At 51.0% G+C, this 23,846-nt stretch carries 18 protein-coding genes; 9 read left to right on the top strand and 9 right to left on the bottom strand.

Going from position 1 to position 23,846, the window contains the following annotated elements:
- Positions 1-45 precede the first annotated feature (45 nt).
- The 4 genes from B2Z72_RS15255 to B2Z72_RS15240 form a co-directional block, all read right to left on the bottom strand.
- Entirely contained in the window at positions 46-777 is a 732-nt protein-coding gene (locus tag B2Z72_RS15255; protein ID WP_296980183.1) for a DUF5020 family protein, read from the bottom strand.
- Between the two features lie 215 nt (positions 778-992).
- Complete coding sequence (locus tag B2Z72_RS15250) at positions 993-1,919, bottom strand: ABC transporter permease (RefSeq protein ID WP_296980185.1); 927 nt, start codon at positions 1,917-1,919, stop codon at positions 993-995.
- Positions 1,920-1,922: 3 nt separating this feature from the next.
- Complete coding sequence (locus B2Z72_RS15245; protein WP_296980186.1) at positions 1,923-2,993, bottom strand: ABC transporter permease; 1,071 nt, start codon at positions 2,991-2,993, stop codon at positions 1,923-1,925.
- Positions 2,986-4,530 carry an ABC transporter ATP-binding protein gene (locus B2Z72_RS15240; RefSeq protein ID WP_296980189.1) on the bottom strand — a complete coding sequence of 515 codons (1,545 nt, stop codon included), beginning with the start codon at positions 4,528-4,530 and terminating at the stop codon, positions 2,986-2,988. The genes B2Z72_RS15245 and B2Z72_RS15240 overlap by 8 nt, the downstream gene beginning before the upstream one ends.
- Before the next feature lie 262 nt (positions 4,531-4,792).
- On the opposite strand from B2Z72_RS15240, the gene xdhA reads away from it, so the two are divergent.
- Genes xdhA through B2Z72_RS15195 form a run of 9 tightly spaced genes read left to right on the top strand, consistent with a single transcriptional unit; the run spans position 4,793 to position 14,489 of the window.
- On the top strand, positions 4,793-6,244 hold the full coding sequence (gene xdhA / locus B2Z72_RS15235; RefSeq protein WP_296980191.1) for a xanthine dehydrogenase small subunit: 1,452 nt from the start codon (positions 4,793-4,795) through the stop codon (positions 6,242-6,244).
- A complete protein-coding gene (gene xdhB / locus B2Z72_RS15230) occupies positions 6,241-8,595 on the top strand; it encodes a xanthine dehydrogenase molybdopterin binding subunit (protein ID WP_297005225.1) in 2,355 nt (784 codons plus the stop codon). Before xdhA ends, xdhB begins: the two co-directional genes overlap by 4 nt.
- Before the next feature lie 36 nt (positions 8,596-8,631).
- Positions 8,632-9,573 carry a xanthine dehydrogenase accessory protein XdhC gene (xdhC, locus tag B2Z72_RS15225; RefSeq protein ID WP_296980197.1) on the top strand — a complete coding sequence of 314 codons (942 nt, stop codon included), beginning with the start codon at positions 8,632-8,634 and terminating at the stop codon, positions 9,571-9,573.
- 10 nt (positions 9,574-9,583) lie between these two features.
- Positions 9,584-10,573, top strand: coding sequence for an allantoicase (alc, locus tag B2Z72_RS15220; RefSeq protein WP_296980200.1), 990 nt, complete (start codon positions 9,584-9,586; stop codon positions 10,571-10,573).
- Positions 10,574-10,594: 21 nt separating this feature from the next.
- Positions 10,595-11,107, top strand: coding sequence for a 2-oxo-4-hydroxy-4-carboxy-5-ureidoimidazoline decarboxylase (gene uraD, locus B2Z72_RS15215; RefSeq protein WP_296980203.1), 513 nt, complete (start codon positions 10,595-10,597; stop codon positions 11,105-11,107).
- 8 nt (positions 11,108-11,115) lie between these two features.
- Positions 11,116-11,475, top strand: coding sequence for a hydroxyisourate hydrolase (gene uraH, locus B2Z72_RS15210; RefSeq protein ID WP_296980205.1), 360 nt, complete (start codon positions 11,116-11,118; stop codon positions 11,473-11,475).
- A gap of 2 nt (positions 11,476-11,477) precedes the next feature.
- Positions 11,478-11,993 carry an ureidoglycolate lyase gene (locus B2Z72_RS15205; protein WP_296980207.1) on the top strand — a complete coding sequence of 172 codons (516 nt, stop codon included), beginning with the start codon at positions 11,478-11,480 and terminating at the stop codon, positions 11,991-11,993.
- Positions 11,994-12,000: 7 nt separating this feature from the next.
- Positions 12,001-13,311, top strand: coding sequence for a guanine deaminase (guaD, locus tag B2Z72_RS15200; protein WP_296980209.1), 1,311 nt, complete (start codon positions 12,001-12,003; stop codon positions 13,309-13,311).
- The gene (locus tag B2Z72_RS15195; protein ID WP_296980211.1) at positions 13,311-14,489 is read left to right on the top strand and encodes a urate hydroxylase PuuD; all 1,179 of its coding nucleotides are present in this window, start codon (positions 13,311-13,313) and stop codon (positions 14,487-14,489) included. Before guaD ends, B2Z72_RS15195 begins: the two co-directional genes overlap by 1 nt.
- Positions 14,490-15,349: 860 nt before the next feature.
- Here the strand turns inward: B2Z72_RS15195 and B2Z72_RS15190 are convergent.
- The 5 genes from B2Z72_RS15190 to B2Z72_RS15170 all read right to left on the bottom strand — a co-directional run.
- Positions 15,350-16,627, bottom strand: a complete 1,278-nt coding sequence (locus tag B2Z72_RS15190) for a hypothetical protein (protein ID WP_296980214.1) — start codon at positions 16,625-16,627, stop codon at positions 15,350-15,352.
- A gap of 293 nt (positions 16,628-16,920) precedes the next feature.
- Entirely contained in the window at positions 16,921-18,450 is a 1,530-nt protein-coding gene (locus tag B2Z72_RS15185; RefSeq protein ID WP_296980216.1) for a hypothetical protein, read from the bottom strand.
- Positions 18,451-18,746: 296 nt separating this feature from the next.
- Positions 18,747-20,228 (bottom strand): hypothetical protein, encoded by a 1,482-nt coding sequence (locus tag B2Z72_RS15180; RefSeq protein ID WP_296980217.1) that lies wholly within the window; start codon positions 20,226-20,228, stop codon positions 18,747-18,749.
- A gap of 731 nt (positions 20,229-20,959) precedes the next feature.
- A complete protein-coding gene (locus B2Z72_RS15175) occupies positions 20,960-22,996 on the bottom strand; it encodes a peptidase U32 family protein (RefSeq protein WP_296980219.1) in 2,037 nt (678 codons plus the stop codon).
- Between the two features lie 145 nt (positions 22,997-23,141).
- A partial coding sequence (locus tag B2Z72_RS15170) for a transketolase-like TK C-terminal-containing protein (protein ID WP_297005223.1) occupies positions 23,142-23,846 on the bottom strand: 705 nt, incomplete at its 5' end.

Below are 23,846 nucleotides of genomic sequence, written 5' to 3'. Positions count from 1 at the left end.
GGACAAAAAAGGGAGCCAAGGCTCCCTTTTTATATAGCATGCAGATCAGAAGTGCATCTTAACCATTGCTGCTACGTTGTCTTCGTCGAACTGAGAGCCGTACTTGTTGTGCCATGAGCTGACTTCAACACCCACCTGCAGACGGTTGTCGTAACCGATCAGAGGAGCGATATCGTAAGTGATCTGTGGGTTGAAGTTGAAGCTGGCTTTGTGGCCATCGCTGCCGCCGGTTGAGTAGTCGATGTAACCTTCAAAAGCGAAACCGCCGTAGCTTGCACCGTATACCAGAGTGATCTGGTGGTCGTCATCGGTAGTATCGTTCACAGCGTAGTAGTAAGTCGCGCTGAAGTAGTTCATGCCTGGCAGACGGAAGTCAGCACCGAAACCGTACAGGAAGTTGTCCTGGCTGAAGCCAGTTGCAGTAGTACCGGATTCCAGAGTGAAGTCAGCGTGAATGTTTTTAACGATACCTTCATCGAAGCTAACAACGTTTACTTTTGGTGAAAATTCGCTGTAAGAAGCTTCCCAGTCATCTTCACCTTCGTCACGGTCGAGGAAGAAGAACAGGCCGCCCCAGCTGTAGCCGGAAACGTGTTCGATGGTGTAAGTGGTTTGTTTGTAGTCGTCGTCGTTGTAGTTGTTGCCGTCCAGTTTGAACTTAGCGCCACCCAGAACAGTTACGCTGTTGTCAGCGAAATAACGTTCTGCATGTGCTGCAGGAACTGTAGCTGCTGCAGAAGCTGCTACCACAGCCATGGCCAGAATTTGCTTTTTCATTTTTCTCTCCAGGTTTTCCTAGTTTTTTTGAAATAAGTTAAGAGCACTTAAATTATCAGTTAATTCCATTTTTGACCATGTGGTCAGCTAAAATCCGTGTTGTTTTTTTAAATTGGCAGATTTGTTTTGTCACTTTTTACGACGTTACTTTATTGGTCAAAACATTTGGTAATAAAGCAACGCCGGAATCTGTGATTTAAATTAAACCTCTGCCATTAAGCCATCGGACGATAAGGCTGACCGATAGACTTAGGTGCACTCATCTTGGTCTTAATCGCATCAGACGACAGCCAGACAAGTACAATAATCGTTGCCAGGTATGGCAGCATGGCCATCAGGTTTGGCGACACTTCAAATTTCGTTCCCTGCAATACCAGATGCATAATGCTGGCGAAGCCAAACAGGTAAGCACCAAGCAGAATACGTTCAGCTTTCCAGCTGGCGAATACCACCAGAGCCAGTGCAATCCAGCCTCGGCCGGCAGACATGCCGTCACTCCACATTGGGGTGTAAACCAGAGATAAATAAGCACCGCCCAAACCTGTCATGGCACCACCAAACAATACCGCCATATAACGGATCTGGTGTACATGAATACCAATGGCGTTAGCCGCTTCAGGATTTTCACCAACCGCACGGATTTTTAAACCCAGTCGGGTTGAACGGAATACCCAGAAAACAACAGCAAATAAAATGATGGTCAGATATACCAGAGGATCATGTTGAAAGAAAACCTTTCCGATCACCGGAATATCACTCAGGAATGGCACATTCCAGACCTGAATACCTTCCAGGCCGATACCTATGTATGAGTTACCTAAGAAGGCACTCAGGCCCGCGCCAAAAATGGTTAATGCCAGGCCGGTTGCCACCTGATTGGCCGCCAGGGTAATGGACAGAAAGCCAAAGATCAGTGACATCATCATGCCTGCGAAAATTGCGCAGAATACGGCTAGGAAATAGTTGCCGGTTACTGATGCAGTAATAAAGCCTACCGCCGCGCCGACCAGAAGCATACCTTCCTGACCCAGGTTCAGGACGCCGGATTTTTCACACACCATCTCACCCAGTGCAATCAGGATCAGTGGCGTACCGGTTTTGAAGGTCGCGTATAAAATGTTAGTAATTAAATCGATATCCATAATTTACGCCCGGGATGCAGAAGGTTGAAACACGATGCGGTAGCCAATCAGCAGGTCCGCAGCCAACAGGAAGAACAGCAACATCCCCTGGAATAAACCGGTCAGGGATTTTGGCAGACTCATCTGAATCTGAACCATTTCACCACCCATAAAGGTCAGTGCCAGCAGCATGGCTGCAAGCAGAATACCGACCGGGTGCATACGGCCCAGGAACACCACAATAATTGCAGCATAACCGTAGCCTGGCGATAACTGAGGTACTACCTGACCAATGGGACCGGTAACTTCGCTGACGCCGGCAAGACCTGCCAGTGCACCACAGGCCAGTAATACAACCCAGGTCAGGGCTTTGGATTTGAAGCCTGCGTATTTTGCTGCTTTAGCATCTTCACCCATAACGTGAATCTGATAACCCACCCAGCTGCGCGCCATTAATGTCCAGATAACCACCAGAAAGAACAGGGCAAACAGAATGGAAATATTCAGACGGTAGCTGGTATCAAATAACGGCAGCGTCGCGCCGGCAGAAAACATTGCGGATTCCGGGAAGTTGAATCCGTCCGGATCTTTCAGCGGACCATGCACCGCCCACAGCAGCAGGTTCAGTGCGATGTAGTTGAGCATAATGGTGGTCAGAATTTCGTTGGCGTTAAAGCGGGTTTTTAATAACGCTGCGATACCACCCCACAGCAGACCACTGACCATACCGGCCAGCAGAATCGGCACCAGCACCCAGTGACTTTCGGAATCGAGAAACTGCAGTGCACAGTAACCGCCACCCAGGGCACCCATAATAAACTGACCTTCGGCACCGATATTCCAGATCTGCGCGCGATAACACAGCGTAAGACCCATGGCACACAGAACCAGCGGCGCGACTTTAACGCCCAGTTCGGTCCAGCCGTAGACATTCTCTAAAGGTGCAATAAAGAAGGTATAAAGTGCTTCACCCGGATGATGACCGAGGAAAACAAATAACAGAGAGCCGGTAATCAGAGTTGCGACAATCGCAATCACCGGCGACATATACGCCATTAACCGCGAGTCGGCCTGACGCTTTTCTAACTTAAGCATGGGCTGCCTCCGCGGAAGATTGATCAAACTGGCCGGCCATCCACTGACCCAGGGTTTCAATACCAACGTCATTGGTTGGTTTAAACGGACTCAGTTTGCCGTCACAGATAGCGCCGATACGGTCACTGATCTGGTACAGTTCATCAATATCTTCGGAAACAACAACGATGGCAGTGCCCTGATCACGTAAGGCAATCAGAGCGTGGCGGATCAGAATGGCAGCACCGATATCCACACCCCAGGTCGGGTGGGAGCAGACCAGCAGTTTTGGCTGCTGTTCGATTTCGCGGCCAATAATAAATTTCTGCAGGTTACCGCCGGACAGGCTTTTTGCCTGGGCGTATTCGTCGGCGCATTTCACATTGTATTTTTCAATGATGTTAAGCGCGAACTCACGTACTTTGCCGTAGTTAATCCAGCCTTTGTTTTTCAGGCCACGATGACTGGCGCTGAGCAGCGTGTTGTCTACCAGAGACATATTTGGCACAGCACCACGGCCCAGACGTTCTTCCGGTACAAAGGCGAAACCTTTTTCACGGCGCGCTTCCGGCAGCAGTTTGGTAATGTCATCACCGAGCAGGCTGATGGTACCGGCGGAGGACAGTTCTTCACCGGACAGCAGAGCACAGAGTTCATCCTGACCATTACCGGCGACACCGGCAATACCAAGAATCTCACCGGCTTTAACTTCCAGATTGAGGCCATCCAGTGATACACCGAACGGATCATCCGGGGTAAATGTCAGGGCGTTGATCGCCAGAGAGACATCACCACCTTCGGACTTTTCATAATCCTGATTCAGTGGGGTGTCGTCACCCACCATCATACGGGCGATATCTTCGCCGGTAACTTCCTGAGGATTACAGCTGCCGGTGACTTTACCGTTACGCAGAATGGTCGCAGCGTTACACAGCTCGGTCACTTCATCGAGCTTGTGGGAAATAAACAGAATAGAAACACCCTCAGAGGCGAGAGTCTTCAGGGTACGGAACAGCTCTTTTACTTCCTGCGGGGTGAGCACTGAGGTTGGCTCATCGAGAATCAGCAGTTTGATGTCCTGCAGCAGGCAGCGCACGATTTCCACACGTTGTTGCGCGCCCACAGACAGAGTGTGCACGTGGCGGTCAGGATCCAGTGCCATACCGTAATGTTCGGAAATTTCACGGATACGCTTGCTCAGCGCTTCCATATCCTTACTTTCCGCGGGTGGCAGACTGAGTGCGATGTTTTCAGCAACGGTCAGGGTTTCAAACAGCGAGAAGTGCTGGAATACCATGCCAATGCCTAACTGACGGGCATGGGCCGGACCGGTAATCTGAACTTCTTTACCTTGCCAGCAGATGGTGCCGGCATCCGGACGCACAACGCCATAGATGATTTTCATCAGGGTGCTCTTACCGGCACCATTCTCGCCGAGCAGCGCATGGGTTTCGCCGGCGTTCACGCGGAGATCAATGGCGTCGTTGGCACGACAGCCCGGATACTCCTTGGTGATACCGCTCAGCAGCAGGCGCTCGGTGGGTGTTTGTAATGTCACTTGGAATCCTCAGTCGTAGCGGTGTGCTCACCTGCGTGAGGCACTACCCTGTAAAAGCTGACCACTTGGTCGAATTGTTAGCAATTAGCTTGCCAGCTGCAATATCTGCGCAAAATAACAACTTTTATAGTATGCTTGACCAGTTGGTCAGGAATTTGCAAGTTCTCCCCACAGAAAAATCCCAACACTAACTAAAGCGTTGGCGCTGCTGGCCTTCAGGGCAGCAGGGGCAGCCGCATCTAGCCAGAAAACAGGTGTTACCGTGATCAGATTTAACTTAAATGGGCGCTGGATTGAAAACGCAGATATTGATCCAGCGTGTACCATTCTAAAATATTTGCGCACCGAAGTGGGGCAATTTGACGTAAAAGAAGGCTGTGCCGCTGGTGATTGTGGTGCATGCACCGTAATGCTGGGGGAAATGACGGAGCACGGTATTGAATACCGTACCCTGAATGCCTGTATTGCGCTGATGGCCAACCTGCATAACCGCTACCTGCTGACACCGTCCGGTATTGGTAAGCCAGGTGCTCTGCATCCTGCGCAACAGGCCATGGTTGAGACTCACGGCTCCCAGTGTGGCTTCTGCACGCCGGGCTTTATTATGTCCATGGCCAACCTGTATCAGAACGCCTGCATTAATGAAAAGCAGGCGCTGACTGACCAAGAAATTCATGCAGCACTGTCCGGTAACCTGTGCCGCTGTACTGGCTACCGCCCGATCATTGATGCGGCGAAAAAGATGGCAGAGCTGCCAAAAGTCGACGTCGCTGAGATTTCTGCCCGCGCCGGTGTGCAGACCTTTGATCCTGACACTGCGACGAACAGCCCTGAGCCTCTGCAATATAAAGATGGCCGCCGTCTGTTTATGCCATACACCGAAGAGCAGCTGAAAGCGCTGCTTAAGGCTTATCCGCATGCACGCCTGTGGGCGGGCGGTACGGATATCGGCCTGGAAGTAACCCAACGTTTTGCGCAGTTTGACACCATTATCTGTGTCAACCGCATCCCCGAACTGGCCGCATGTACCCGTGGCCAGGATATGGGCGACCCGCTTTGGCTGGGCGCCTGTGTCACATTCAGTCAGGCTGAAACTGAGCTTGCTGAACCTTTTCCTTCGTTTGCTCAGCTATTGCACCGGATCGGCTCGCGCCAGATCCGCAATATGGGCACTTTGGGCGGGAATATCGCCAACGCTTCGCCGATTGGTGATACCCCGCCCGTTTTTTTAGCTCTTGCAGCGACGTTGGAAATCGACGGCATAAACGGGCGCCGTGAAGTCCCGGTAAAAGATTTTTATCTGGGCTATAAACAGACTGTGATGCAGCCGGGTGAATACCTGCGCGGCATTAAGCTGAGTCAGCTCAGCGCAGAAGAAACTCTGATCACTTATAAAATCAGTAAGCGTTACGACGATGATATTTCTGCCGTGATGTTTGCTCTGTATCTGAAGATTACCGACGGTGTGATTGAAACTGCCCGTCTGGCCTGTGGTGGTATGGCCGCAACGCCGTTAATCGGTGAGAAAACCAGCGCCGCCTTAAGCGGTAAGCCATTCACGCTGGATACCTTTACCCAGGCGGCTGAATGCATTGGCGAAGATTACCAGCCAATTTCTGATGTACGCGCATCGGATACCTATCGCATTCAGGTGACCAAAAACCTGTTAACCAAAGCCTTTATTGAGATGAATCAGAAGGGAGATGCCGCATGAGTTTTACATCGTCAAAAGTCACTCCCTGGGAACAGCGCCGTCAGCGTCCGCCTAAAGGTAAATCCGGTAAAGAACTGGCCCACGAAAGTGCCGAAAAACACGTATTAGGTACTGCAGTCTATATCGACGACGTACCGGAAATTGCCGGAACCCTGCATGCTGTAGCGGGCAAAAGCACCATTAACTGCGGTCTGATTACCAAACTGGATCTGTCCGGTGTGTGGGCATCCCCAGGTGTGGTCGATGTGATCACCGTTGATGACGTGCCCGGCGATATTGATATCAGTCCGGCTTTTACCGGTGATCTGATTCTCGCCAATGGCCGCGTGGATTTTTACGGCCAGGCAATTTTTGCTGTGGTGGCCGAAACCTTTGATCAGGCCAAACGCGCAGTGAATGCTGCCGTGGTTGAATACCAGCAGGAAGAACCGATTCTTTCTGTAAAAGAAGCACTTAAGCGCGATTCGTTCGTGAACCCGACCCACACCATGGTGGAAGGTGACGTCGAGAATGCACTTAGTGCTGCAGCCAATACCCTGTCCGGCGAGATGTATGTGCGCGGCCAGGAGCAGTTTTATCTGGAAACTCAGATCAGCTACGCCATTCCGGGTGAAGATGGCAGCATGAAAGTGCTGTGTTCTACCCAGCATCCGTCGGAAGTGCAGAAGCTGGTGGCGGAAGTTCTGGATGTGCCGATCAACCACGTGCAGGCAGAAGTACGCCGTATGGGTGGTGGTTTTGGCGGCAAAGAAACTCAGGCAGCGCAGTGGGCCTGTCTGGCGGCGGTGTTTGCCACACGCCTGAACCGTCCGGTGAAAATGCGTCTCGACCGTCAGGACGATATGGTACTGACCGGTAAACGCCACGATTTCCTTAACCGCTTTAAAATCGGTTTTGATGATGAAGGCCGTATTCAGGGTGCCGATATTGAGCTGGCCAGCTTCTGTGGTTATTCCGCTGACCTGTCAGACTCCATTACCGACCGCGCCATGTTCCACGTCGATAACGCTTACAACCTGCACGACTGCCGGGTGATTGGTCACCGCTGTCGTACCAACACGGTATCCAACACGGCGTTCCGTGGTTTTGGTGGTCCGCAGGGGATGATTCTGGCGGAATGCATGCTGGATGATATTGCCCGCAAAGTGGGTAAAGATCCGCTCGATGTACGTAAACTGAATTACTACAAAGAAGGTGAGCAGACCCATTACGGTCAGCCGATCGAAGATTTTTATCTGCCGGAACTGATCGAAACGCTGGAGAACAACTGCGACTACCGTAAACGCCGTGAAGACATCGCAGCGTTCAATAAAACCAGCCCGTGGAAAAAACGAGGTCTGGCATTAACGCCGGTACGTTTTGGTATTTCTTTTACCACCACCTTCCTCAACCAGGCCGGTGCGCTGGTACATATTTACACCGACGGTTCCATTCACCTGAACCACGGTGGTACGGAAATGGGTCAGGGCCTGTACACCAAAGTGGCTCAGGTTGTTGCCAATGAATTTGCTGTGGATGTGGATATGGTGCGCGTCAGTGCCACCACCACAGATAAGGTGCCGAACACCTCGGCAACGGCGGCATCTTCCGGTACCGACCTCAACGGTAAAGCAGCACAGAATGCCTGTATTACGCTGAAGAAACGTCTGGTCGATTTTGCTGTGGATTACTTTAAAGTCGCAGGCGACGCCGTCCGTTTTGAAAATAACCACATCGTGGTGACCGGTGATGATGGCCAGGAAGACTGGGTATCCTTCGCTGAGTTTGTCAATCTGGCTTATGTAAACCGTGTGTCGCTGTCGACCACAGGTTTCTATAAAACACCGGAAATTCATTACGATCCGAAAGCGGAGCGCGGTAAACCATTCCTGTATTACGCCTTCGGTGCGACCTGCGCTGAAGTGGAAATTGATACCTTAACCGGTGAATACAAAATCCTGCGCGCGGACATTCTGCATGACGTGGGTAATTCACTGAACCCGGCCATTGATATCGGCCAGGTGGAAGGTGCGTTTGTACAGGGTACCGGCTGGCTGACCAGTGAAGAACTGCTGTGGGATAACCAGGGCCGTCTGTCTTCCGCGTCTGCGGCGACTTACAAAATCCCGACCTCGGTGGATATTCCTGAAGTCTTTAACGTCGAGCTGTTTGACCGTCCTGCGGCAGCGGACACCATTTACCATTCCAAAGCAGTGGGTGAGCCTCCACTGATGCATGGCATCGCCGTGTTCTGTGCGTTGCGTGATGCCGTGGCCAGTGTGAGCGACTATAAAGTCAGCCCGCAGCTGGATACCCCGGCCACACCGGAGCGCATCCTGAATGCTGTAATGGCTTGCCAGGCAGCGGAATAACAGGGTCTGACTGACAACGACAGAGGAATTGCTGCGATGAAATTTGTCCGCTGGTTTGAAGCCATTAACCAATGCCAACAGAAAGGGCAGTCCTATGTGATTGCCACGGTCATGGGCAGTGCCGGTTCGGTGCCGCGTGATCCCGGTGCCAAAATGGTGATTACGGCGGACGATCAGTTCGACACCTTAGGCGGCGGCCAGCTGGAATTTCAGCTGGTCAATAAAGCCCGTCAGCTGCTGCTGGATAACGCCGGCAGCCAGCACTCACTGCAACAGATTGAGAAAATTCCGCTGGCGGCCAAAGCCGGACAGTGCTGCGGCGGCAGTGTGTCTGTGCTGCTGGAAGTCTTCTGTCTGGCGCAGCAGCCGATTGTGGTGTTTGGTGCCGGGCACGTGGCAAAAGCTTTGATGCAGATTCTCGGCGGATTACCTCAGCCGGTGATTTGGGTGGACAATCGCGCCGACCAGTTTCCGGATGCTGCCGATCTGGCCGCTAATATCGATTGTCAGTTAATGGACAATCCGGTGGATATTATTGCCCGCCTGCCCGCGGGCAGTGAGCTGATTATTCTTACTCATAATCATCAGCTGGACTACGATTTACTGCAGGCAGCGCTGCAACGCGATGACTTCCGTTTTACCGGTTGTATCGGTTCCGCTACCAAGACAGAACGTTTCACCATGCGCCTCACACATGCAGGCTTTACTGAGGCAGAATTTGCCCGCCTTACCATGCCGATCGGCATTCCTGAGGTGGGTGGCAAGTTACCTATGGAGGTTGCCGTCTCCATTGCAGCTCAGCTGCTCGCCCGTCACACGGCGGAATCATCGGCAACGTCGGCTGCGGACGCCAGTGCAGCAAGAAGAAAAGGCCTGAACTGGCGCCAGCTCAAACATGGCTTTGAGGCGACAGAGCAGGCAACAAACAATGCACATCAGACGGCAGACTCTGCTGCCGCGCTGACGGAAAAAAATTAAGAGAACAACTATGCACAACAAAGAACAACATCCATACACCGAGTGGGTCGATCTGGCGGGCCGTAAGCTGGGCGGTCAGGTACTGGCATGCAGCGATGATTTCTTCGCTGAAATGGAAAACCTGATTAAACCGGAAGCACCGGTATTTATCGCCGACAAATACACCGATCGCGGTAAATGGATGGATGGCTGGGAAAGCCGCCGTAAGCGTGTTGTTGGTTACGACTGGGCGGTACTCAAGCTGGGTGCCCAGGGCCGTATCAAAGGCTTTAACGTCAACACTACGCACTTTGCCGGTAACGCGCCTAAGCAGGTATCCATTGAAGCCTGTAACAGCAAAACCGCACCGGACGAAAACACTGAGTGGACCATGATTATTCCACAGCAGGACGTTCAGCCGGACAGCAATAACTTTATTGATTGTGCATCCGAAGGCGTTTGGACACATCTGCGTCTGAATATTTTCCCGGACGGTGGTGTCGCCCGTCTGCGTGTTTATGGTGAAGCGGTAATGGACCCGGACTGGTTCCTGCCGGGTGAGCCTGTGGATCTGGCGTTCGTTAAAAACGGTGCGCGCCCGATTCAGTGCAGCGATATGTTCTTCAGCTCCATGACCAACCTGATTATGCCGGACCGTGGCGTAAACATGGGGGATGGCTGGGAAACCAAACGTCGTCGTGGTGGCCGCGAATGCGACTGGATTATTGTCAAACTGGCCGGTACCGGCAGCGTGAAAAAAATCGTCGTCGATACCGCGCACTTTAAAGGTAACTTCCCGGAAAGCTTCTCGCTGATGGGCATTACCATGCCGGAAGGTCAGCACCCGGATGAAAATGCCGACTGGCAGCCAATCACCGAACGCCACAAGCTGACGGCCGATGCTGAACATTTCTACAAAGATGAAGTGCTCAGCGGCGATCAGACCTTTACCCATATTAAGCTGAACATGTTCCCGGATGGTGGTATCAGCCGTCTGCGTGTGTTCGGTTTTCTCAAGTAAGCGTTCAGGGGAAAGGTAACTATGACACTCGACGAACTGAATAATCTTTCAGCGGAAAAAGCCACAGAGACCTTCACCAGCTGCTGTGCGGCAGAACGCTGGGTAGAAAAAATAGTTAACGGACGCCCTTATGCGTCCGTTGATGAGCTGCTGAAAAAAGCCGATGAATTCTGGTGGACCATGGAAGAGCCTGATTTTCTGCAGGCCTTTACCGCCCACCCGAAAATCGGTGATGTGGATTCACTGCGCGCAAAATACGCCAATACCAAAGCCATTGCAGCTAACGAGCAGAGCGGTGCTCAGGAAGCGGCGGAAGATGTATTGCAGGCGTTGGCGCAGGGCAATACCGACTATGAAGAGAAATTTGGCTTTATCTTTATTGTCTTTGCTACCGGTAAATCCGCAGCGCAGATGCTGGATTTACTGCAGCAGCGTCTTCCTAATAGCCGTGAGCAGGAAATCCGTAATGCCGCAGAAAATCAGATGATGATTACCGATCTGCGGATTAAGAAAATTCTCGGCCTGGCACAGTAGGAGGCGGTATGACTAAGAGCGTTATTACAACTCACATTCTGGATAGTCAGCGTGGCCGTCCGGCGGTGGATGTTGAAGTGCGTCTGTTTAAATCTGCCAGCGGTGACGTCAGTGCACCTGACTGGCAGTTGATGGCGGCGGCAAAAACCAACGACGATGGTCGTATCACCGACTGGTTAGGCGATCAGAAGCGTGAAGCCGGCCTGTACAAAGTTGAATTCGCTACTGGCAGCTACTACGCCGCGCAGGGCATTAAAACTCTGTATCCGCAGGTAGAGCTGCTGTTTGAAATTGACGCACCGGATGAGCATTACCATATTCCGCTGTTGTTGGCAGCGAACAGCTTTTCCACTTACCGGGGTTCCTGAGTATGAAATTAACTCTGACTCCGGAAGTGATCAGCGCTGAAAATTTTGCGCCTTATGGCGAGCTGATCAGCGCACATAACACGCCGATCATGATTAACGACGGTAATACCGAGCGTTATCACCGTCTGGGTAATGTGACCGTTGGCCCTGATGAACAGCAGGGGCAGGGCATACTCAGTATTTTCCGTGGCCAGCCACGCACACTGCCGATGAACATCAGAATGATGGAACGTCATCCTCTGGGCAGTCAGGCGTTTCTGCCGGCTTCAGACGAACCGTATCTGGTGCTGGTGTGCCTCAGTCATGAGGTTAATGGCAAAGAAGAACCGGATCCGGCCACGTTTAAGTTGTTTGTGGCGCAGGGTGAAGGTGTGAATTATCCGGCAAACTGCTGGCATCACCCGTTACTGGCAATCAATAAAGTCAGCGATTTCTGGATCGTCGACCGTATGGGCCCGGGCAATAATCTGGAAGAGTTCTTCTTTCCGGATGACTGGCAGATAGATATTTCAATGTGAGCGGCTTATGACATTAAAAGGTTATCACGGGCGGGTATTGCACTACCTTGACGAAAATACCCCCTGTTATTTTGATGACGGTATTCTGGTTGTGGATACCGAATCCGGCACCGTTCAGGCCTGTGGCAAAGCCGATGAAATGCTGCAGCAGTTCAAAGGTCTGGATATTACCAGCTATCAGAATTCCCTGATTATGCCGGGTCTGATCGATACTCATATTCACTATCCTCAGGTCGATGTGATCGCCTCTTACGGCACACAGCTGCTGGATTGGCTGAATAACTATACCTTTCCGACCGAACTGGCGTTTGCCAATCCGGAAGTGGCAGAAGAAACGGCTGAGTTTTTCCTCAACGAACTGCTGAAGAACGGTACTACCACCGCGCTGGTATTCGGCACTGTGCATAAAGGCTCAGTGGATGCGTTCTTTAATGCCAGTGAAAAGCGCAATACCCGTATGATCTGCGGCAAAGTGATGATGGACCGTAACGCACCGGAAGATCTGTGCGATACCGTGGAGTCATCCGTTGCCGATACTCAGGCACTGATCGACAGCTGGCATGGTAAAGGCCGCCAGCTGTATGCCATTACGCCACGTTTTGCCATCACCTCCACGCCGGAACAGTTAGCTGCTGCCGGTAAACTGCTGGCAGACAATCCGGGTGTGTATATGCAGACCCATCTGGCAGAAAACAAAGACGAAGTGGCCTTTGTGCAGGAGCTGTTCCCGCAGAGCAAAAGCTACCTGGATGTTTACGATCAGTATGGCCTGCTGGGTGAGCGCAGTATTTTTGCTCACTGCATTTATCTGGAAGATGACGACTACCGCCGTATGAATGAAAGCGGCAGTAAAATTTCTTTCTGTCCGACCTCTAACCTGTTTATCGGCAGCGGTTTATTCAAACTGGATGACCAGCCGGCAGCGGTGGAAGTCAGCGTGGCAACAGACGTTGGCGGTGGTACCAGTTTCTCGATGCTGCAGACCATGAATGAAGCCTACAAAGTCTGTCAGCTGCGCGGCAGTAATTTATCCGCGCAGCGGGCGTTTTATATGATGACGCTGGGTAATGCCAAAGCGCTGTCACTGGACGATAAAATCGGTAACTTTGAAGCGGGTAAAGAAGCAGATTTTGTGGTCTTCGATCTGGCCGGTACCGATCTGATGAAACGTCGCCAGTCGATCTGTAAAGACATCGACGAAACTCTGTTCAGCCTGATGATCCTTGGCGATGACCGGGCGGTAAGCGAAACCTTTGTGGCTGGCCAGCAGGTCTGGAGCAAGCAACAGGATAAATCCAAATTGGCGGGGGCCCATTAATGGAAGGTTATATTTTTGACTGGCTGAATCTGTTTTTACGCTGGTTCCATGTGCTGGCGGGCATCGCCTGGATTGGTGCTTCATTTTATTTCGTCTGGCTCGACCTGAGCCTGGAAAAACCATCAGCAGAAAACGAAGCCAAAGGCATTAAAGGCCAGTTATCTGCCATTCATGGTGGTGGTTTTTATGAGGTAGTGAAATACAAACTCGGGCCACAGGCCATGCCAGCCAATCTGCACTGGTTTAAGTGGGAAGCTTATACCACCTGGCTGACCGGTTTCTCACTGCTGACAGTGATGTATTACTGGGGTGCGAACCAGTATCTGATTGATCCTGCTAAAGTCGATTTCAGCCAGATGGCCGCTATCGGTACCAGTCTGCTGTATCTGGCTGGTGGCTTTGCGATTTATGAAATTCTGCTCAAATCACCACTGCGTAACAGCAACAAAGGCTTTGCCATCGTTCTGTTTGTGATTCTGGTATTTGCCGCCTGGCTGGCAGATCAGCTGTTTGCTGACCGTGCGGCCTATATTCATGTTGGTGCATTAATCGGCAGCATTATGGCCGGTAACGTATTCCTCGGTATTATGCCGTCGCAGCGCGAATTAGTGCGTGCGGTAGAAGCTGGTGTGCCGCCGGAAGCGCGTTTTGCCTTAATGGCCAAACTGCGCTCAACACACAATAACTATCTGACCCTGCCACTGGTCTTTATTATGATCAGTAACCACTACCCAATGACCTATGGTCATGAGAATGCCTGGCTGGTGCTGGCAGCGATTGGTGTTATCACGGGTCTGATCCGTCACTTCCTTAACCTGAAAACTCAGGGCGCAGGCACTAAACCGGGCTATCTGATTGTGGCGTTGCTGCTGACCATTGGTCTGGCGGTATGGATGGCACCAAAACCCGTGGCGACCACAGGCAGCGTCATCAACACAGATCAGGCACTGCATATCACCCACCTGCGTTGTGCAGAATGCCATGCAGCTGCACCGACCAGCGATATGTTTAAAACCGCACCGGCGGGGATCATGCTGGAAGATGAAGCACATCTGCTGCAGTACAAAGATCGTATGATCAGCGCACTGCAGACCAACTATATGCCGCTGGGTAACATCACCGCTATGACAGACGATGAACGCGCTCAGCTGCTGGGTTGGTTGCAGGCGCAGAAGTAAGTAAATAGGCAGGTAGCCTGGCGCGCCCTGCAATGATTCGGATCGCAGATTGAATTGTAGGGGCGGGTCCAGCGCGAAGATGTGGAATGGGCTGCAGTGTATTTGTAGGAGCGGCTTCAGCCGCGAAGGTGTGCAATGGACTGCAGTGCTTTTGTAGGAGTGGCTTCAGCCGCGAAAAACAGAATAGGCCTGCGGCCATCGGAGCTAAAGCACCTCCTACAACAAACCTGTGATTCCAATTACGGCGATTCATTGTAGGAGTGGGTTCACCCACGAATCCGGCGTGCCGGATCATTACGGTTCTTGGTGCGCATTGCGCGCCCTGCAATGATTCAGATCGCAGATTGAATTGTATGGGCGGGTCCAGCCGCGAAGATGTGTAATTGACTACGGTGTATTTGTAGGAGCGGCTTTAGCCGCGAAGGTGTGCAATGGACTGCAGTGCTTTTGTAGGAGCGGCTTCAGCCGCGAAAAACAGAATAGGCCTGCGGCCATCGGAGCTGAAGCACCTCCCACAACAAACCTGTGATTCCAATTACGGCGATTCATTGTAGGAGTGGGGTCACCCGAGAATCCGGCGTTGCCGGATCATTACGTTTCTTGGTGCGCATTGCACACACTACAATGATTCGGGGCGTAGATTTAATTGTAGGAGCGGCTTCAGCCGCGAATCCGGCGAAGCCGGACATTACGGATCATTGCGGGTATTGGTGGGCTTGCCCACCATGGCGGACTGCAATGACTGAAATACAGGAATTAATCTTCAGTTTTTCCCGCTCATTGCAAGCAAATAAAAAAGGCGATGAAATCATCGCCTTTTTTCTTTCCAGTCTTTATTCCGGTTTTTATGTCGTAACCGGTTACAGAGCCGGCATATCCGGTGCGGTGAATTCCAGGATTTCAGCAGCGTCAGTACTGTCCTGACACCAGAGTGTGCCGCTGGTTGCAGGGCTACGGAAGCCGGTAATCACATCGCCACAGTGCTGAATATCACCCGAGGTAAATGTATGGTCACCGTTCTTGGTTAAATTTGTCGGGTTATAGCTTATAAGAAATGAGCCACCGGCAGGTGATGTCATGTACACACGGGCATCGGTAGCGGATTTTTTCCACACATGAATATCCTTCACATCCCACAGGCTGGTCGTGCCATCGAATTTATTCTCACCGCTGATAACAAGGTTGATATCGCTGCCAGCGTCCCGTGTCAGGTGAACCCGGTTCTGACTATTTGCCGGAGCTGTAAAAGCAACAATAGCTGAATTACCATCTAAGGCGTGTACCGCCTGTATGTCGTTGTTGTTCGCATCGTATTTGTTGATTCGTGTTGGCAGGCCCGCGTAGGTTCCAGTGGTAATGCTTCCGCCCGCATTAATGTTAAAAGCGATTTCCGCCTTAGCGACCTGATAGAAGTTGGCCGTTGTAATCTGCTCACCTCCGATACCGCCGACAATCAATGTCACTGAAAATCCGGATGTACTAACGGTGGCTGCGCCAATTGATAATGAGTCACAGTTGGAGATGTCCCAGCGTACGTTAGCAGCACCTAGCGGATAGTAATTATAAAGAGGTAAAGACGCAGGTGTTGCGCCGAAATCCGATTCTTTATAAATATTAATGCTGGAAGTACCGGAGCTGTTATCGCAGGTATAAATTAATCTGTCTGGCTGACCGTTGGCATCAATAAAGCGATAAGCTTCGATAGCACCTACTGTATTACCCGTGAAGGACAGTACTTCAGCAAAATCTTCGGCACTTTCTGTTGATGTGGCCGGTTTACCTTTCATGATTTTCGCGCCACTACTGGTGTGTTTAAGCAAATACAAAGGCGCTTCGCTCTCAATGTCAGCGTAAGGCCAGATCATATCGATCATTTCATCATCGCCGGCGCTCCAGCTCTGATCAGACACCTGAGGATCCAGAACCGCATCATCATTTGAATCATCAGTACCGCCGTTGTCGCCATCATTGCTTCCGGAATCACCAGTGCTGTCGCCTGGTGCCGGGTCGACAGGTGTATTGTTGGTATCCGGTAAATCACCGGAAGATGATCCGCCTGAGGAAGAGCCGCCACCGCAGCCGGTTAATACAATAGTCGAAGACGCAAGAAGTGTCAGCAGAATGTTGTGGAATTTCATAATCTCTCCATGTTTATTGTTGATTGGCCCTTTTTGTTATTTTCGTTCATGAGGAAATTAAATCTTCACCCGGATGGGTGAAATTTATTTTAATTATGAAGTTTTTAGAAATTGGAATATTTTTCAATAAAAAAGCCGCTTAATTTCATCGGCTTTTTTATTATTCAGAGAGAAACATCTATGCTAAGAGGTATCCATACCGAAATATTATCCTTAATACCTCTTAAAAAAGTCAGGCGAACCGTCTGGCAGGAGCTGCGTCAGCTCCTGATTTTTAAGGTTCTTGTCCTGATTCAGTCAATCACCCGACGCGAGAAAAACAGCTGTGGTTCGTTGTTTGCCTGGCCGTCTTTATAAGCAGTGTAGGCAACGGTAACATCATCAGAGTTATCCAGATAAACGCCAAGGCCGCCTTTTATGATCTGATGATTTTCTACGTTGATGCCAGTGTCGATGGTCTGTACAGCCAGCCATTGGCTGCCATCATAAAAACGTGAGTATAAGGTGCCGGTGCTGACAGAGCTTCCTGCGGGAGCATCATCGTAACCTACCCAGACTTTAACAGCTTTGCCATTATCGTTGATGGTGCCTGTAGCTCCGGTAATGTAGCTTTGGCTGTTTGTGCTTTGAGTGGCGCTGCCAAAAGAACCGGCATCTGAAATACTGGTGAACAGCGAGTTACTTTTCTCCCAGATGCTCAGACCGTAGTCCGCACCGGAACTCAGGTAATTGCGGATGGGGGCAGAAGCTGAAAGATTAGTATCCAGGTTGACCGAGGCAGCAAAACCGGCGCCATTATTAAAACTGCTCTCCAGAGTATTGCCATCGATGTGCAACACCAGAGCATGGTTGGCATCGTTGACAGCCATGGTTGCTGCGCCTGTACCTGTGGCACCCGACGAGCCAGCAAGAACGCGCTGTGAACCCGGAACACCGTCCGTTAATGTCGACATATAGAGGCTTGAGCTGAAAGAGCTGGCGTCATCTGAGTCGAGTAAAAGAATCTGACTGTCACCATCATTCGCCGATCCCAGGGCGACGATCTCTTTAGCACCGAACGAGATCGCCGGATTCAGGGCAGGGTTAAGACAACTATCTGAACCGTTACATGACTGCAGTCGGCCAGTATTATCATCAGCGCGCCAGAAAGACAGAGAAACCCGGCCGTCGTCTGACAGATCCACAAGCAGATTATCTATGTTGTTGCAGCTATAGTTGGCGCCGGATTGTCTCAAGGAACGGGCTTTGGAATGGTAGCCGAGCCAGTTTGTTCCGTCATAGCGGAAATAACGGATGTGGCACTCAGTATACTGAGTCCAGTAGTTGGTATCCATATAGGTATCCGCCACCACAGCTTTACCATTAGCATTGGTGGCCATCGTTGTATTGCTGACGTTGATATAACTACCGAACAGGGTACCGGAATTCCAGTTGCTGCCATCAAATTCGCGGGCCAGCAATTGATCACCATTGGTGTATAAAAGTATTGGTTTATTTGCTGCCCCACTGAGATGCAGATTGTTAACGGTTACAGAACCATCGGCCAGGGATTCCGGTGTTGACCAGCTGGTCTGTGGCAGGCTGGTGCTGCTGTCATCATCTGTGCTGCTGTCATCATCTGTGCTGCTGTCACCCGAGGAGTTGTCGCCATCATTGCTTCCGGAATCACCAGTGCTGTCACCTGGTGTCGGGTCGACAGGTGTATTGTTGGTGTCCGGTAAATCACCGGAAGATGATCCGCCCGAGGACGAGCCGCCACCGCAGCCAGTTAATACCAGAGTCGAAGACGCAAGAAGCGTCAGCAGAAGGTTGTCGAATTTCATAATCTCTCCATGTTTTTTGTTGATTAGCCCTGTTTGCTATTTTCGTTCCTGAGGAAATTAAATCTTCACCCTGATGGGTGAAATTAATTTTAATTATGAGGTTTTTAAAAATTGGAATATTTTTCATTAAAAAAGCCGCTGAATTTCAGTGGATTTTTTATTATTCAGAGAGAAGCATCCATGCTAAGAGGTATCCATACCGAGATATTATCCTTAATACCTCTTAAAAAAGTCAGGCTATGTACCTGACAGGCACTGTATCAGTGCCTGATGTTTTCAGTTTTTACAGTAGATAATCAATCGATTACCCGGCGTGTATAAAACGTTTTAGGTTCAGTCGTTAATTGCGTATCTTTGTAGGCGTTATAAACAACCGTTACGTCATCAGAATTATCCAGATAAACACCCAGACCACCTTTAACCGAGAGGAACGATGCTACATCGATATCGCTGTCGATGGTCTGGACATCCAGCCAGGCGCTGCCATCGTAGAAGCGAGCGTATAAGGTACCGTCGTATGGGATTCCGCTTGTCATATCCAGGTCATAGCCAAACCAGACGATAACCGCTTTACCATTATCGTTAATGGCACCGGTAACGGATTGGATTACATCATTGTCCTGTGGGTGTTCTGTTGAGCTTGCACTGAATGAACCGGCATCTGAAATATTGGTTTTCAGATCAGTCCAGTTATTTACCCACAGGCTTAAACCGTAGTCTGCGCCGGTACTGAGATAAGCCTCTAGCGTAGCCTCGTAGTTCGCACCGGCAAGGTCGTCATCTAACTCAACACTGGTCGCAAAGCCTGAACCGTTGTTGAAGCGCGCCTGCAGTGTGTTGTTGTCGTTGAACAGCGCCAGTGCGTGGGTGGCATCGTTAACTGCAACCCGTGCCAATCGAGAGTGGTTTGATACACCGATACTCGTGGACGAACCTATGTAGCCATCGGAGAAGCCGGTGGCAAAAACCCCGGATGCATTGGAGGCAAAATTACTGGTTTCCATTTTCAGAATGTAGCCTTCACCATCGTTGCCCATACCCAGGGCAACGGCTTTGTAGTCGCTGCCCAGTGTCTGCGGAGACAGTTCTGCATCGGTCACACAGGTATCTGTGCTGTCACAGCCCTGAACGCGGCCTGTGTTAGCAGTAAGGTCGCCGCGGTTCCAGGTCAGGGCAACGCTGTCGTCATCTGACAGTGCGATTTTCAGGTCATCGACGTTGTGGCAGGTGTAGTTATTATTTGGATTGATCAGATGGCGTGCACGGATGTAGCTACCCCATTGAGTGCCATTGTAGCGGATGTAATCCAGGCGGCATTCTGTGAGGCCTGTGGCTCCATTCGTGGCGTTGTTTTCCAGGGCCAGCACGGCCTTACCATTGGCATTGAATGCCCAGCTGATATCGTGGGTACCATTGTAGGAAGTGATACTTTGAGCGTCACTCCAGTTGCTGCCGTCGAACTCGCGAATATAGAGCCTGTTGCCTTTGCTATAGGCCATCATCGGTTTGTTAGCGCTACCGCCGACCATCAGTTTGGATACGGTAACAGAGCCATCTTCCAGTTCTGTCGGTGTGGACCAGCTGGCTTGCTGCGTATTGCCGCCATCGCCTGAAGTGTTATCACCACTGTCGTCACCGCCGGAGTTGTTGTCACCACCGGATGGCGTGCCTGGGTTTTCGGTGTCGCTGCCGGATGATGAACCGCCACCACCACCACATCCGGTTAATACCAGAGTCGAAGACGCCATCAGCGCCAGAAAAATTTTACTGAGTTGCATAAATGCTCCATGCGTTTATATGGGAGTTCTGAAACCGAAGCTATTTTCGCTTTACCACAAGGTAAGATTCTTCACCCCGAAGGGTGAATGTGGCGCAGATACGCGGGAATTCAGCAAAATGTGACGGGAATAACAGAGTGCCGTTGTAGGGCATATATTGACTATTCGTGGTTGGAGTTTGTATTGGTGGAACGAGTTGAATGGGGATTCTGGTAATACAAAATCATCAGAACAGGATCAATGCGCATGGTTTTTGTAGGGGGCTGTAGGAGCGGTTCTGTAGGAGCGGTTCTGTAGGAGCGGCTTCAGCCGCGATGTTTGTGAATAGGGTATTTATTGTAGGAGCGGCTTCAGCCGCGAATCCGGCGCAGCCGGACGTTGCGGATCGGATATTACGAATATTGGTGGGCGGAGCCCACCCTACGAAAACCCAGTTATTTAATTAAAATGCGGTTTAAATTTGGAGAGATCCGTAGGGTGGGCTCCGCCCACCATAGGTGTTGCAAGAATATAACGCGCATCAACGATATTGGTGTGCATCACGCACTCTGCAATGATTCGGATCGGCGAATTACTGTAGGAGCGGCTTCAGCCGCGAATCCGGTGCAGCCGGACGATGCAGATCATTAAGGTTATTGGTGCGCATTACGCACCCGGCAATGATTCGGATCGGCGAATTATTGCAGGAGCGCGTTCCCCATCAATTGGTGGGTAACTGAAAAATACCGCAATTAATCCCGGCTCACGGCAATCAGCTTCTCCGGATCATAAAATCCAACCCCACTTTCAACGCTGCCCGGTTGGGGGCTGTTGAAGATGTTGTTACGCATATGACCAATCACATGCATCTCGCACGGCTTGCAATCGAATTTCAGCGTCAGCACTTCGCCATCACTGACCAGCTGCATATCTTTCACTTTGGTGATAACACCGGTGACCCCCTTGGCCTGTTTCGGGCACAGGTTAAAGGAGAAGCGCAGGCAGTGTTTGGTAATCATCACCGGCACATCGCCCTGTTCCGCATGAGCTTCGTAAGCAGGCTCAATCAGCTCCACACCAAAGCGTTTGTAGAAGGCGCGGGCCTTTTCGTTGTACACGTTATCGAGGAAGCTCAGCTGGCTGTCCGGGTAAACCGGAGCGGGCTCACTGACGGCTTTACGTGAACCGCGCGGATATTGTGCAATACGCGCTACGGTTAACTGTTCTATGGCATCACGACGCAGGTTCTTTAATTGCGAGCCGGGAATAAACCATGCGCTGTTATCAGCGTCAGAGTTACTATCGTCAGAATTAATGTTGATCTGTTCAGCGTGGTAAATAGTGTTGCCGAGTTTAGAGAAAGTATCCTGCAATTGTTGCTGTGCTTTTTCTGCGTCTTTAGCGGCCTCAAACGGGCCGTTTAAGGTTACGCGTACGCTGATGCCTTCTTCGCTTTTAACTTCGGCTATCAGCGCTTCCTGTGAGCTGTGAATATCCCAATTCACTAATACCCGGCGCTCTGCGGATTTTTTCAGCAGTGCCTGTTGCCAGTTATGATCCAGGTTGCGGTTCAGTCTGGCGGGTAAACGCAGCTTCTTTAATGCTTCCGGCATTTCATTGGCAACAACGCGGTACTGCCAGACGTGCTTCATGTCGCCGTTATCATCTTCCAGATCAAAGTCGGCCAGCGGGTATACGTTATTTACGCGGAAGCCAACGACTTCGCGTTTTACCAATACGTTTAAGCCATCGCCGTTGGTCAGCTCTGTATCCGTCTGTACTGTGAGATCCTGCTTGTCTTGTCCCTTACTGACGCCAATTAATTCTCCAACAGGAAGACCCACGAACTTCGGTGAATCAAAAGCACCGATATCCATTTTGCGTTTGCTGACGAAATAATCCGTACTACCACGGTGGAAGGTTTTATCCGGGTTCGGAGCAAAGAAGTGCTCAGTGTAACCGCTGGAGGCACGAGCCAGCTCTGGCCGTTCAGTCAGAATTTCATCCAGCAGCTGGCGATAGTGGGCGGTAATGTTTTTAACGTAGCTGACGTCTTTATAACGCCCTTCAATTTTAAACGAGCGCACACCGGCATCGACCAGAGCAGAAAGGTTGTTGCTCTGGTTGTTGTCTTTCATCGACAGCAGGTGCTTATCGTAAGCGATGACTGCACCGGTTTCGTCTTTTAAAGTGTAGGGCAGGCGACAGGCCTGGGAGCAGTCGCCGCGGTTGGCGCTGCGCCCGGTCTGAGCATGGGAGATATTGCACTGGCCGGAGAAGGCCACACACAATGCGCCGTGAATAAAAAACTCGACTGCAGCATCAACCGTATCGGCGATTGCTTTAATTTCACTCAGGTTTAATTCCCGCGCTAATACAATCTGCGAGAAACCGGCCTGAGATAAAAACTGCGCTTTTTCTAAGCGGCGGATATCACACTGGGTAGAAGCGTGTAATTCAATTGGCGGAATATCCATTTCCAGAATACCCATATCCTGCACGATTAAGGCATCGATACCGGCATCGTACAGCTGGTGAATCAGTTGGCGTGCCGGCTCTACTTCATCGTCGTGCAGAATGGTATTTAAGGTAACGAATACCTTGGCGTGGAACAGCCGGGCAAACTCAACCAGCCCTGCAATATCTGCAACGGAGTTGGCAGCGTTATGGCGCGCGCCAAAACCCGGACCACCAATGTATACCGCATCGGCACCATGCAGAATCGCTTCTTTGGCGATGCCAACATCACGGGCGGGACTTAACAGTTCGAGCTGATGTTTTTTTAGCATGGCTATTCCGGGTATTGGTGGGTATTGGTAAAAAATAAAGCTTAAAGCAGAAATAAAATTGCCGGAAATCCGCCTGTTACGGCGAAGTTCCGGCAATCTTGGCTGTTGGTAAAATCAGCGACTTAACCAGTGATCTGACAAGGGATCAAACCAGGCTGTTAACCGCTTCAACCACAGCATCAGCAGTGATGCCGAACTCTTTGAACAGTTCACCTGCCGGTGCAGATTCACCGAAGGTTTCCATGCCGATGATTTTGCCGTTTAAGCCAACAAACTTGTACCAGTAATCTTTATGCAGCGCTTCAACCGCAACGCGGGCCGTTACGGCAGCAGGCAGAACCTGTTCCATGTATTCCGCACCCTGTTTGCAGAACAGTTCTGCACACGGCATGGACACCACACGGATGTTTTTCTTGCCAGCCAGTGCGTCAGCCGCTTCAACCGCCAGGCCTACTTCAGAACCGGTGGCGATGATGATGGCGTCAGGGGTGCCTGTTTGTGGGTTAACGGAGTCCTTCAGGATGTAACCACCACGGGCTACAGCAGCAACCTGCTCAGCGTCACGGGCCTGATGCGGCAGGCCCTGACGGGAGAAGATCAGGGCGCTTGGGCCGTCTTTACGTTCGATGGCAGCTTTCCACGCAGTGGCAGTTTCCACGGTGTCACATGGACGCCAGGTTTCCAGGTTCGGTGTGTTGCGCAGGTTCGCTACCTGTTCAACCGGCTGGTGAGTCGGGCCGTCTTCACCCAGACCGATGGAGTCGTGGGTGTAAACAAAGATGGAGCGTTGCTTCATCAGTGCCGCCATGCGCACGGCGTTACGCGCGTATTCCATAAACATCAGGAAGGT

This window comes from Thalassolituus sp. UBA6592, from assembly GCF_002433655.1.
Classification (GTDB): Bacteria; Pseudomonadota; Gammaproteobacteria; order Pseudomonadales; family Oceanobacteraceae; genus Venatoribacter.
Note: the sequence above shows the minus strand (reverse complement) of the source record. Positions and strands in the feature narration are given on the sequence as shown.